The 13,271-nt window shown below is 42.0% G+C and carries 13 protein-coding genes; 7 read left to right on the top strand and 6 right to left on the bottom strand.

Annotated elements, in window-relative coordinates:
• A partial coding sequence (locus tag JN11_RS18395) for a transposase (RefSeq protein ID WP_211360832.1) occupies positions 1–265 on the top strand: 265 nt, incomplete at its 5' end.
• Positions 266–537: 272 nt separating this feature from the next.
• Here the strand turns inward: JN11_RS18395 and JN11_RS18400 are convergent.
• On the bottom strand, positions 538–1,200 hold the full coding sequence (locus JN11_RS18400) for a metal-dependent transcriptional regulator (RefSeq protein ID WP_144914922.1): 663 nt from the start codon (positions 1,198–1,200) through the stop codon (positions 538–540).
• Positions 1,201–1,327: 127 nt separating this feature from the next.
• Between JN11_RS18400 and JN11_RS18405 the strand changes: the two genes are divergently transcribed.
• The 5 genes from JN11_RS18405 (at position 1,328) to JN11_RS18425 (ending at position 9,667) form a co-directional block, all read left to right on the top strand.
• Entirely contained in the window at positions 1,328–3,805 is a 2,478-nt protein-coding gene (locus tag JN11_RS18405; RefSeq protein ID WP_144914924.1) for a TonB-dependent receptor, read from the top strand.
• Between the two features lie 7 nt (positions 3,806–3,812).
• On the top strand, positions 3,813–4,472 hold the full coding sequence (locus tag JN11_RS18410; protein ID WP_144914925.1) for a metal-dependent transcriptional regulator: 660 nt from the start codon (positions 3,813–3,815) through the stop codon (positions 4,470–4,472).
• Complete coding sequence (locus tag JN11_RS18415; RefSeq protein WP_144914927.1) at positions 4,453–5,805, top strand: Nramp family divalent metal transporter; 1,353 nt, start codon at positions 4,453–4,455, stop codon at positions 5,803–5,805. The genes JN11_RS18410 and JN11_RS18415 overlap by 20 nt, the downstream gene beginning before the upstream one ends.
• 285 nt (positions 5,806–6,090) lie before the next feature.
• On the top strand, positions 6,091–8,886 hold the full coding sequence (locus JN11_RS18420) for an outer membrane beta-barrel protein (RefSeq protein ID WP_144914929.1): 2,796 nt from the start codon (positions 6,091–6,093) through the stop codon (positions 8,884–8,886).
• A 7-nt stretch (positions 8,887–8,893) separates the two neighbouring features.
• The gene (locus JN11_RS18425) at positions 8,894–9,667 is read left to right on the top strand and encodes a GLPGLI family protein (RefSeq protein WP_144914931.1); all 774 of its coding nucleotides are present in this window, start codon (positions 8,894–8,896) and stop codon (positions 9,665–9,667) included.
• A gap of 181 nt (positions 9,668–9,848) precedes the next feature.
• Here the strand turns inward: JN11_RS18425 and JN11_RS18430 are convergent, their stop codons facing one another.
• The 5 genes from JN11_RS18430 to JN11_RS18450 all read right to left on the bottom strand — a co-directional run bounded on the left by JN11_RS18430 (position 9,849) and on the right by JN11_RS18450 (position 12,164).
• Positions 9,849–10,280, bottom strand: a complete 432-nt coding sequence (locus tag JN11_RS18430; RefSeq protein ID WP_144914933.1) for a DUF1801 domain-containing protein — start codon at positions 10,278–10,280, stop codon at positions 9,849–9,851.
• A gap of 103 nt (positions 10,281–10,383) precedes the next feature.
• Positions 10,384–10,602: a hypothetical protein gene (locus JN11_RS18435; protein WP_144914934.1), complete on the bottom strand. Its 219-nt coding sequence runs from the start codon at positions 10,600–10,602 to the stop codon at positions 10,384–10,386.
• Positions 10,603–10,646: 44 nt separating this feature from the next.
• A complete protein-coding gene (locus tag JN11_RS18440; RefSeq protein WP_144914936.1) occupies positions 10,647–11,309 on the bottom strand; it encodes a hypothetical protein in 663 nt (220 codons plus the stop codon).
• 36 nt (positions 11,310–11,345) lie between these two features.
• Entirely contained in the window at positions 11,346–11,840 is a 495-nt protein-coding gene (locus JN11_RS18445; protein ID WP_144914938.1) for an SRPBCC domain-containing protein, read from the bottom strand.
• Between the two features lie 12 nt (positions 11,841–11,852).
• Entirely contained in the window at positions 11,853–12,164 is a 312-nt protein-coding gene (locus JN11_RS18450) for an ArsR/SmtB family transcription factor (RefSeq protein WP_211360833.1), read from the bottom strand.
• Positions 12,165–12,358: 194 nt separating this feature from the next.
• Here JN11_RS18450 and JN11_RS18455 point away from each other — a divergent pair, with 194 nt between their 5' ends.
• Complete coding sequence (locus tag JN11_RS18455) at positions 12,359–13,219, top strand: helix-turn-helix domain-containing protein (RefSeq protein ID WP_144914940.1); 861 nt, start codon at positions 12,359–12,361, stop codon at positions 13,217–13,219.
• Positions 13,220–13,271: the final 52 nt, after the last annotated feature.

Raw genomic sequence — 13,271 nt, forward strand, 5'->3', positions numbered from 1 at the left:
CGATGAAATGCACAAGCGGATGAATGAAGCATATGGCAAACAGATGATGATTATAAGAAAAAGCACCGTGGAACCCATCATTGGAAACCTTATTGAATACCTGGGCATGCGGAAAGTCAACACCATTGGGATAAAACTGGCCAATAAATGTATGATAATGGCTGGGATCGCATATAATCTCAAGAAACTAATAAAATACGGCGGAAAATGCTTTTGGGATGCGTTATTAAGTCTGTTATCGCCACGATTTGTTTTCTCACTTTAATGAATCTAAGGTTAACATAAATCGTCAGACTGGAATTGTAATTCCTAAACGCTTCGTTGTGCAACAGCCACGAAACGCTTGGACATATAACCATTTAAGCGTTCCGCTTAAATTAAACCGCCTTGCTGCCCGTAGTCTTCAGACTACCACAAACAAAAAGCCTCCTATTTTAATAAGAGGCGTTTGGGACAGTTGTAATACAATTTCAGAACCAATTTATAATGGTGATTTACAGAAAATAGCCCGAATTTGAAGAATTTGATGGTACAAATTTAATTAGAATGGTCAACCAAAATGCTTTCTCCAAATTTTTGAGAAACAGTAGTTTTATCGTTGCTGCCTATACTAATCACCAGGGAACCGTCAAAAGGGATCTTTTCAATCAGCTGAATAGTGGTTCCTATACCAATATCCAATTTCAACAGATATTGTAAAAAAGTGCTGCTGGTATCGCGCACAGCAGCTACCCGGCAAATAGTACCTTCTTTTAAATTCGCCAGGGTCACTGAATAAGATTTTGGGACCTTTCCATTTGCTTTTGGAATTGGGTCGCCATGTGGGTCGTATTCGGGGAACTCGAGAAACTTATCCAACCTGTCGGCAAGGGTATCATCTTTAATGTGTTCCAGTTCTTCCGCTATAGCATGGATCTCGTCCCATTGGTAGCCCAGTTTTTCCAATAAAAACACTTCCCACAACCTGTGCCTGCGAACAATCAGCACTGCATTCTTTTGCCCCTGCGTAGTTAAATGCACACCTTTCTTTTTATCATAATCAATCAACTCTTTCTCCACCAGCTTACGGATCATATCTACCACCGATGCCGGGTTATTACCCAATACGTCTGAAATAGCTTTAGGTGTGATCTTTTGCCCTTTTTCCTGCGATAGCCGGTAAATGGCTTTCAGGTAATTTTCTTCTGATAGCGTGTACATGGAATTTAATTAGCTGATAGCAAACCTAATTAAAATATTTTTGTATTTATATAATTAGACAAGACTAATTTTATAAATTTGCCTAATAGTAATTATGTAATATGTTTGCACCATATATTATATTACTATGAATCGAATTTACTTATTACTGATTTTTTTTATCGTGTTCAAAGTTTCGGCACAGGAGGTTTCATTAAAAGGCAGGATCACCAGCGATGGCGCACCCGTGTCCTATGGGACTATTATCCTGTCGGGTACAACTCTTGGCTCAACTACCAACGATAAAGGGTTTTACGAAATTAAAAATGCACCGGCAGGCAATTACCAATTGATTATTACCTGTATCGGCTATCAAACCCAAAAAGCTCCGGTAATTATTAAAAAGGGAGTAGCCACCGTACAAAATATTGAACTAAAAGCAGATGCAAACAAGCTCAATGAAGTAGTGGTTACCGGGGTATCCAAAGCAACGCTGATCCGGGAAAACCCGCTGGCAATGGAAGCGGTATCTACGAAGCAAATAGACCAGTCCGCAGAAAATAATACCATTGATGCCATCGCCAAAAGTGCACCCGGCCTGCAAACAGTAAAAACCGGACCGAATGTTTCCAAACCATTTATCAACGGCCTGGGCTATAACCGGGTGCTGACCCTTTATGATGGCCTGCGGGTAGAAACGCAACAATGGGGTGACGAGCATGGCGTACCGATGGATGATTATATCATTGAACGGGCAGAAGTCATCAAAGGGCCTGCCAGCTTAATGTATGGCTCTGATGCGATTGCAGGTGTTTTAAGTTTATTCCCGGCTATACCAAAGGATACTGACAGGCTGATACATGGAAGGTATTTATCTGAATACCAAACCAACAACGGCCTTATAGGAAATAGTTTGAGTCTTTTTTATGGCAATCCGCATTGGGCCTGGGCCATCAGGGGTTCAGAACGTATCGCCCGGAGCTATACCGACCCTATTGATGGACGAGTGTATAATACCGGTTTTAAAATGTACAACGGTTCTGCCTTTCTGGGTTACCACAATGCTCAAGGTTATTCACACTTAAATTTTACGATCTATGATAACCGCCAGGGCATCCCGGACGGCAGCCGTGATTCGCTTACACGCAAATTCACTTACCAGATTTATGAATCTGAAGGTGAAAATACTTTATTGCCCCAGGTAGATAACCTCAAGGACAGGCCCATTGTGCCACAAAATGTATTAAATTCTTATAACCTCAGTCCCCTATCGCAGCAGATACAGGATTACCGTTTATATACTGATAACTTTTATCATCTGGGGCTGGGCGACATTAAAGCATCGCTTGGTTTTGAGCAAAATGTACGCCGGGAATATGACCATCCAACTGATCCAGACCAGGCTGGTGAATACATTGTATTAAATACAATTGATTATGGCTTGCGCTATAACGCGCCATCTTTCCTCAACATCGAACCGTCCATTGGTATCAATGGCATGTACCAGACCAATACCAATAAGGATGCAACCGATTTCCCGATCCCCGCCTATCATTTGTTTGACGCGGGGGGCTATGCCTATTTAAAGTGGAAGCAAGACCGTTGGACAATTGCGGGTGGTCTGCGTTATGACCACCGTAGCGAGGACGGGGATGAAATGTATATCGCATCCGACCCATCAACCGGATTTTTCCGGCAGGTGCCAAATGGTACAGCCGGAGCCGTACAACAGTTTCCTGCATTCAGCCTGGATTTCCAGGGCGTTTCGGGAAGTATCGGAACAACCTACCAGATCAATGATGAATTAAGTTTTAAAACAAATATTGCCAGGGGTTACCGTTCGCCTAATATTACGGAAATTGCCTCCAATGGTCTTGATCCGGGTGCGCACATCGTTTATAGAGGCAACCTGGGCTTTAAGCCGGAGTTCAGCTTACAGGAAGATGCGGGCCTATCAGGCACTTACCCAAACTTCTCTTTCAATGTTACTGCCTTTAACAATTATATTCAGAATTTTATTTACGAAGACCAGGAAGTGGATAAAAACGGCAATCCCGTGGTCATCATTCCCGGTAACCGGACCTTGCAGTATCAGTCGACAAATGCGCAGCTTTACGGAGCCGATGCAACGCTTAACATTCACCCGGAGGGCTGGAAAGCCTTTCATTTTGACAATGCCTTTTCTTTGGTTTATGGTTATAACCTGAACCCGAAATATAAGGACGCGGAAGTGAACGGCGAATACCTGCCTTTTATTCCGCCACCAAGGTGGTTGAGCAGTATCAGCTATGCAGTGAACACTAATGGCAAAACCCTGCCATCCATTACCATAAAAGCCGAAAATGACTTGAACCTGGCGCAGAACCGTTACTTAGGCTTATACCAGACGGAAACACCAACCGCTGCCTATGACCTTGTGAACCTTTCGGTTAACGGGGATATCCATTATGGCAAGGGACATAGCATCCAATGTTTACTGGCAGTTGATAATTTGCTGAATACTGCCTATCAGAACCACCTGAGCAGGCTGCAATATTTTGAATATTATACGGCTTCGCCCAACGGTCATCTGGGAATTTATAATATGGGCAGGAATGTAGTTTTTAAAGTAATTATTCCTTTTTGATAAAATCATGACGGCAGCAGAACAAGAATATATCAAACAGATTTATACAGGCATTGCTGACGGCCATTTGCCTATGCAAACTTATATGCTGGCTGAGCTGGTCGGGGCAAAACCTGCCTCGGCCACTGATATGGTAAAAAAACTAACCTTAAAGGGATTGCTGAATTACCGGAAAAACCACGGCTTTAGTCTAACCGAAAGCGGCGAGCAGGTGGCCTTGCAGATTATTCGCAGGCACCGCCTATGGGAACTGTTTCTTACCGAAAACCTGAAGATTGATTGGAAACAAGTACATGCTATGGCTAATGAATTACAGTCAATAAACAGTGACCTGCTGGTCAATAACCTGGAAGCATATCTCGGCTACCCGGTGTATGATCCGCATGGCGAGGTTATTCCGGATGCCAAAGGTCACCTGCCACAAACGGAACGCATGGAGATATATGATCTGAAAGTAAACCAGGGAGCTACAGTTACAGGGTTTAGAGATAGCGGTTCAGCTTTTTTAGCCTATATCGAAAAATTGGGCCTACTCATTGGGGTCAGGATACAAGTCACATCGCTGATTGAATATAACCATTCTGTTGAAATTGCAATAAGCCAGGTCTCCTCATTTATCATCACCAAAGAAACAGCACAAAAAATATATGTTACTATCAACGAATAAAACAGCTAAACACAAACAGGCATGGAGAAGGGAAAAAGACAGCCATTCCCTGCCCGAAGTATTCTCATCCATTAAGGTTCCGATGGATGGCAGCTTTTGGAAAAAACTGTTGGCCTTTTCCGGACCGGGTCTGATGGTCACGGTCGGTTATATGGACCCCGGCAACTGGGCAACGGATATTGCAGGAGGAGCGCAATTTGGTTATACTTTATTATCTGTGATTTTGGTATCCAATTTATTTGCAATCATCCTTCAATACCTTGCGTTAAAGCTGGGAATCGCAACCGAGCGTGATCTCGCCCAAGCCTGTCGTGACCATTACCATCCGGCTGTAAGTTTCGGCTTGTGGGTGCTTTGTGAAATTGCCATTGCCGCCTGTGATCTGGCGGAAGTTATCGGATCAGCATTAGCATTTAACCTCCTTTTTGGTATTCCGTTAACCATTGGAGTATTAATTACTGCTTTGGATGTATTGCTCATTCTTTTTTTTCAGAAGAAAGGTTTCCGACTGATCGAAAGCATTGTGGCTGCTTTGATATTGATTATTTTAGGCTGTTTTGGCTATGAGATAATCGCCTCCCATCCTGACGTTTTCCCTATGTTAAAAGGGCTGCTTCCCCAACTAAAAGTGGTGACCAATCCATCCATGCTATATATTGCTATAGGCATTTTGGGTGCAACGGTTATGCCGCATAACCTGTACCTGCATTCAAGTATTGTACAGACCAGAAACTACCCGAGAACCGAAAAAGGAAAAAGGATGGCGATCAAATTCGCGGGTATTGACAGCACGCTTGCCTTACTTTTTGCATTTTTTATCAATGCGGCCATCCTTATCGTTGCGGCTGCCAGTTTCCATACCAGTGGGCATAAGGATGTGGCAGATATAACCGTGGCCTACAAACTATTATCGCCTTTGCTGGGTGCAGGTATGGCCAGCATCCTGTTCGCGGTCGCCCTGTTGGCCTCCGGTCAGAATTCTACGCTGACTGGAACACTTGCCGGACAGATCGTCATGGAAGGATTCCTGCATATCCGGCTGAAGCCCTGGCTGAGACGGCTAATCACCCGTTTAATTGCCATCATCCCAGCGTTCATTGTTACTATGATTTCGGGTGAAAAAGGAGTGGCTTCTTTATTGTTATTGAGCCAGGTGATCCTTTCCATGCAACTAAGTTTTGCAGTAATTCCTCTTATCATTTTTACCAATAACCGTTTGAAGATGGGTGCATTCACTAACCGCACCTTCACCAAAGTAATCGCATGGATTGTTGCGGGTATCATTCTGACGCTGAATTTGTACCTGCTTTGGGATACTTTTTTCAAATCATAAAAGCTTCTGATAAGTTAAAAGATGAAAATGCCCGGAACACACAGATAAACAAATATTTAAATAGTTAATAAATTATACATAGAATTTTCCCCATCAAGAAATGGTTATATGTCCAGGCGTACCGCTTAAATTAAACCGCTAAATTACGTGTGACCTGCAACGTTTATATCCAATTTGGAGTCTATTGCAGAGATTGAGTTATCTGATTTAATTAATACAGTTTAGCATATACAGTACTTTAATTACTAATTATTTAGTTATATCTTAGAGCGACTGATTAACCTAATGAAACCTGCAATTTTACTTTTCATGTTTTTTGCATTATTTGCTCTTTCAGCATCTGCGCAAAATAGTTATACCGTTAAAGGTGTAATAGCCGATAGCGTTGAGCACGTAAAACTGGGCACTGCATCAGTTGCAGTGTTGCGGGCAAAGGATTCGGTATTGATGAAATTCACGTATGCCGGAAAAGATGGTTCGTTTGCTGTTTCAGGCCTTCAAAAAGGGAAATTTATCCTGTTAGTGTCTTATCCGGATTATGCGGACTATACGGAAGAATTCGGTCTGGATTCAACAAATCAGTCGCACAATTTTGGATCCATCAGCATGACCCTAAAAGCGCGCTTGTTAAAAGAGGTGATGATAAAGGGAACCGCTTCCCAAATGAAAATAAAAGGCGATACAACGGAATTTAATGCGAGGGCCTATGTCATTCAACCCAATGCAAAAGTAGAAGACTTGCTGAAACAGCTGCCCGGAATAACGGTTGACAAGGATGGCAAAATTACCGCTGAGGGCCAAACAGTAAGCAAAGTTTTGGTTGACGGAGAAGAGTTTTTTGGCGATGACCCGACATTAGTAACCCGGAACATAAGGGCTGATATGGTGGATAAAATTCAGCTATACGACAAAAAGAGCGACCAGGCTGCTTTTACCGGCGTAGATGATGGCAAAACCGAAAAAACCATTAATGTAAAGTTGAGGGCGGACAAAAAACAGGGCATTTTTGGAAAAGCACGGGCTGGTGACGGTCCTGAAGGTATTTACCAGGGTCAGCTATTGGTTAATCTTTTTCAAAACAAAGAAAAGCTTTCGGTTTATGGCACCACAGGCAATAATGGCAAGGTGGGCCTGGGCTGGGAAGATGAGCAAAAATATGGCGCAGGCAACCAACTGGACGTTACCGACAATGGCATCAGTATCAATACCCAAAGTTCGGACGATCTGGATGTTTTCGGAGGAATTTACAGCGGGCAAGGTTTCCCGTTGGCACAATCGGCAGGCGCGCATTACGATGGCAAGTGGGATGATGACAAACAATCCGTGAACGCCAATTACAAAATAGCCTCTCTAACCATTAATGGGCTAAATGATGTGCTTACGCAAAACAATATCCCCGGCAATGTATCAAACACCGGTTCCGACAAAAACTACCATAACTCCGTATTCCGCCAAAAGTTGAGTTTTGTTTATCAAACCAAGCTGGATACTAGCTCAAACCTCAAAATCTCAATCGATGGAACGTTTAAACATATCGTAACAGATGACAATTATAGCGCAGCCGATACCATAAACAACGTACTGGTAAACAACAGCACCCGCCAGGTGAACAATATTGCCGACCAGCGGGCCTTTAACGGGAGCGCTTTTTATACCAAAAAATTTCGTAAACCCGGGCGTACACTATCATTCCTGGTGAGCGAAACATACAGCCAAAGCCAGGCAAATGGTTTTTTAATGTCGCATATAAATTTTTACAACCCGCAAAAGGCTATCGACAGCACGCAGATTATCAACGAAGCGAAAAACAATAACCTGCAAAGCAATATATTTAATACCAATCTTACTTATTCTGAACCGCTTACCAAAACGTTTACACTGGTCCTTAATTATGGCGTCGGGGTAAATACCGCAAGTGCCGATCGCAATACTTTTAACCAATCGTCTTCGGGCAATTATAATGTACTTGTTGATAGCCTGAGCAGCAATTATGAATTTAACCAGTTTCTCAATCACGCCGGCGCTGTTTTGAGTTACAAAAAAGGAAAACTTAGTTTCAACTTCGGCACCCGTATAACCGGCGACCACTTTCACCAGATAGATGAGTTTACCAATGATGAAACTGACAGAACTTTTATCGACTGGGCACCGCAGGCAAGGGTTGAGTACCATTTTTCGGGGCAAAAAATGTTTAGCCTCGCTTATAACGGTACCACCACACAACCCACGCTGGATCAACTGCAGCCCGTGGCATCCAATACCGATCCGTTAAATATAATAGTGGGCAACCCAACGCTAACACCAGCCTTTACCAATACTTTCAACGTGATGTACCGGTCGTACAAAGTAATTACCGACCAGTTTTTTGGTGTATATGGCACTTATTCATTCATTTCTAATCCAATTGTCAATCATATTAATTATGACCTCAACACAGGTAAAAGTGTAAGCGAGTATTTTAACCTGCCGGGCAAACAGACCACTAATTTTAATGGGGGGCTAAATTTCGGTCGTAAATTTAAGGACCTCGGCGGCATTAATTTAGGTGTGGGCCTTAACGTTAACGGCAACACCTATTACAATTACTCCAATGATTCGCTTAATATGTCGAAAAACTACGTGTTTAATCCCACGCTTATCTTTTCAATATATAAAGACAGAAAGGTGAATTTTTATGTATCAGGCGGCCCTACCTATACCATCAGTCAAACGTCGTTACAACCTAATATCAATAATAACGGCTGGGGCGCCCGTGCCGATGTGGATGGCACCATTTACCTGCCCGGAAAATTCCAGATAGGCACCTACAGTAACTACCAGTACAATGGGGCCACTGAGTCGTTTCACCAAAACTTCAGCCAGGTTATTTTTAATCCTTTTATCATCAAAACATTCCTCAAAAACGATAATTTATCGGTCGAACTATGGGCAAACGACCTGTTTAACCAAAACTCAGGCTTTAGCCGTGTTGCTCAGGGTAACCTGATTACCCAAACCAGCTACAACACGCTGAAGCGGTATTTTATGCTTACTATCAATTACGATTTCACAAAAATGGCCGTTGGTGCAGCAGCTAAATAATGACATCATGAAAAAGAAAATCATATTATGCGCAATTTTATCCTGGCTGGCAGCGGGTACCAAGGCACAGCACGCTCACTTTACTACCTCGGGTACAATTGAATTTGAACGGCGCGCAAATGCCTATGCCGTTATTGGAAAAGCTATTAATAAAGATAACGAGGCCTGGATGCAACCCGCGTTCGACTACTATAAAAAGAATAATCCTCAGTTCAGGGTGCTAACCGCAAAACTGGTATTTGCCGACGATAAAACGCTGTATACACCCTATGAGGTTGATTTACCCCCAAATGCGATAATGAACGATAGCCCTGTGTTAAACCAGTTTAATACCATTTTTACCGACCTTACTGCCAAAAGTTATGTGGACCAGAAAAAGGTATTTGAACAAACCTACCTGGTTAAAGACAGTGTGCGTAAAATTAAGTGGAAAATAACTGATGAAACCCGTACTATAGCGGGTTATACCTGCCACAGGGCAAACGGCATTTACCTCGACTCTATTTACGTAGTTGCGTTTTACACTACACACATACCGGTACCAGGAGGTCCCGAGTCTTTTACAGGCCTGCCGGGAATGATCCTCGGCGTTGCCCTGCCACATGAAAACATTACCTGGTTTGCCACCAAAGTTACTGAAGGTTATATTACGCCAAACGATCTGGTTCCCCCAAAAAAAGGCAAAACGACTAATGAAAAAGGTCTCTGGAAAATTCTACAGGATGCTTCTGAAAGCTGGGGGCGCGTAGGCAAGTTGTATTTAAAAGGATTTATGCTGTAGCGCTGGCTTTCAACTAAGACTTAAAGTGTGTAAACTTTCGCTTGATATTAAAAGCCTCATTAAACTGATCGAAGTTTGCCCAAAAGCACACCACACAATACTATTCAAAACAACTGTTCTTTAGCCGTACCAATTATTTAATGGTGTTAATCAAAATCATGGTAGTGTCTCAGTTTGAAATTTAATTTTCACTTGTAACCTCAACCCCGTACCGTATGGCCGCTTCAAGTACATCAATGTTTATATCTTTCAGCGTTTTAAACTTAATGCAATACCCGGTTACGCTGGCCTTGCCCAGTTCTTTCCCATACGTTTGAGCCAGGTATGTTTTATCTTTAATACCGAGAATGTATACAGATATTCCGGTTGTGTTTGCGCTCAAACCAATTTGAAAAAATTCCCTGGTTTTTCCATCAGCATATTTTATGGTGTAAAACCCATAGCCTATATTAGGGTTACTAACCGTTTTATTTTCGCTGTTTATACCATTATCGAACCATAATTTACAACCGGGTAATGCCTGAAGTGTGCGCATATGCAAAGTTTGCATATCACTACGCTTTGGTTCAGGTTGGCTGGTAATATACGCTTTGATTTGTTCTTCGATGCTCATATCATTACTAATTGATGGGGTGCTATTTTATGGAAAATTCGATTAAAATCGGCATTAAGATCAAATATAAAAATCTTCAGCAACAGCATGAAAATCCGATCCGCTAATAATCCAACTCCCTGCAATTAAAACCTGCTGTAAGTAACAACAACTCTACCGAAGCAGGATTTAGTTCGGTAGACTCGATACGTAATACTTTATCACGATCTTGCAAGTCGAAATTCCATTGGCGAATTGTTGGAAAGGAAGTGAGCAAGGGCGCAACCATGCTCACTTTTTTCTTGCTGGTTACATTCGTCTTAAAAACTAATATTTCCATCATAATCTTAATTGTTACATAATGTCCCTTTCCGCAGAGAAATGAGTTTATTGCTTGCCGCGTGACATCGCGTCAAGTTGATCTTTTGATATCTTATCAAAATCAGGTGCTATGCCAAACGTGCCTACAGGGGCCTTTTGATCAGAAACGCCGGTTATGGTATATTCATTAACTACAAGTGCACCATTGGGTCCTTGTTGGAATGATGAATACTGTATAGGGACGCCACCAATAGCCGCATAATATTTGTCGATAACATCAGAGGGCAGCGATATATCATTGGTTATCCAGATATCATAAGTTTTTTGAGTCTTAGTATCTGTTGCCACTACCTTTTTACAGTTAAAACCAGATATCTGTTTCGTTTCGGTCGATGGCGCAAATGTAAGTGTAGGGAAAGTACTTAAAACCTGGTCAATTTCTGCAGGTGTATAAATTGCAGCTTTTTTAATATTGGCAGCAGGTACGCTGGCTAATACAGCATAAGACTTGTAGTTGGCGTCGGCTAAAAGCTTAATATTTACCGGGCCGGCAGCAAATAATGCAGCGGTGGAATCACTTCTGAAATATTCCTTAACTTCAACATCTTGGCCGTATCCTGTTGTTTTCATGGTAACCAGGCCTTCTGTGTAGTTTTTTTGCGCATTGGCGCTCAAAATGGTTGCTGATACGGCAATGCCGAGAGCAACACTCAAAAATTTGGTTTTCATAATTTTATATTTTGTTTTAATACATTTTAAATTGATCTATTCCGAAGCCAGCAACTCATCCAATTGGTTATAACCCATGATAGTGCCTTCTTTAAAGCCCATTTCAACAAACATTTTAACGGTGGCCTCCTCGGTAAATATTTTCACTACATCAACCTTCGTTTTATTACCATCAATGGATGAGAATTTAGTCTCAGTGTATGATCTTGGGCCGCCGGCAACCGTCTTACCGTCCTCATCCGAAAACATATTTGTTGATGAAATAACGCTGCCATTTTCTATAGCGGTAAATTCAGCATGGGTCCAGTGCTTCTGACCCTCAGGGCTAACCATAGCATAAAGCCATATTCCGCCAACGGTAAAATCCATAATTTTAGTTTCGGCCGTCCATGGTTTCGGCGCTATCCATTTTTCAATCAGCTCTGGCTCTGTAAAGGCCCTCCATACTTTTTCAATTGGCGCGTTAAATTCACGTGATATGTAAATCTTTTTACCGGCCAAATCTGGTTCAAATACAAAATTGTTTGTCATGATTTTTTTGTTTTATAAGTCATTTAATAAATTATCTAACTGATCAAAACGGGTCTCCCACAACTTGCGGAAGGCTTCCATCCAAAGGTCTATCTCTTTCATTTTATCAATATTTAGCTGGTAATAAATTTCCCGCCCGCGCTGATCCTGATCAACAGCGCCGCATTCGGCCAATATCTGTATGTGTTTTGATACGGCCTGCCTGCTACTCCCAAAGTGCCCGGCTATGGCATTGGGTGTCATAGCGCCTATAGTAAGTAGCGTAAGTATAGCCCTGCGGGTAGGGTCGGCTATTGCCTGATAAATATCACGTCGAATGTCCATTTGCAACTATTTGATTGCAAATGTATATGCAATTATTCGGTTGCGCAAGTGTTTTTGAAAATATTTTTTATCCGGAAGCCGATAAATGAAAAAAAGGGGGTGATACTTTGGGCTGTTACCAAATCGATCATGGGTTTGGTGCTATTGTATTTTGCGTGTCGATTTAATATCTTGCTAATTAAATACTACCTATCATGCGGCTTAAATTAAGGGAGGAAAATACAAATGGCGAACTACTTTTTTTAAAAGATCAAACAGGTTTTGACAGGCAATCGTTCACCAGGGACCGCTTTGACAAGTATTTTACCATAGCATGGAACCCCAGCGAAAGTCAAACCATAACTATCGATGGCTCTGCATATGATTTCCCGAAAGATTCTTTACTAACCCTGTTGTTTAATCAATCTTTCAGCTTCGAAAATTCTACCAATGTTGTTGCCTGGCAGTTTAATCGCGAATTCTACTGCATTATTGATCACGATAGCGAAGTGAGCTGCGTGGGCTTCCTGTTTAGCAGTACCGACCATTTATTTATTAAGCTAAATGACGAGGCAAAGCAAAAGTTACAGCTACTGTCAGACGTTTTTATTGAGGAATTCAATACTTCAGATAATATCCAGAATGAAATGCTGCTGGTGCTGCTAAAGCGACTTATCAGCTATGTAACCCGTTTGGCAAAGCTGGGATATGCACCAGTCAAAAAGCTTCCGGATGAAAGGTTTCACATCATCCGAAAGTTTAACCTGCTGGTAGAAGCAAATTTCAGATCAGAGCATGCTGTTAGTTTTTATGCAGAACAACTTTGTAAGTCACCTAAGACGTTATCCAATCTTTTTGCCATTTTCAACCAGAAAACGCCATCGCAGGTAATCCAGGAAAGAATCGTTGCAGAAGCCAAACGGCTTTTGTTCTATACAGACAGATCGATAAAGCACATCACTTTTGAGCTCGGTTTTGAAGACGTGTCCTATTTCTCCAATTTTTTCAAAAAAAACACCGGCGTATCACCCTCTGATTTCCGAAACTCACCCAAAGATGCCAAAGAAGGGAAATAATCGCAACTAATCGGGAAATGTGTCCATCAGCCGGGCCTGCATTTCATGGCAC

Origin of the sequence: Mucilaginibacter frigoritolerans, assembly GCF_007830615.1 — a bacterium.
Taxonomy (GTDB): domain Bacteria; phylum Bacteroidota; class Bacteroidia; order Sphingobacteriales; family Sphingobacteriaceae; genus Mucilaginibacter; species Mucilaginibacter frigoritolerans.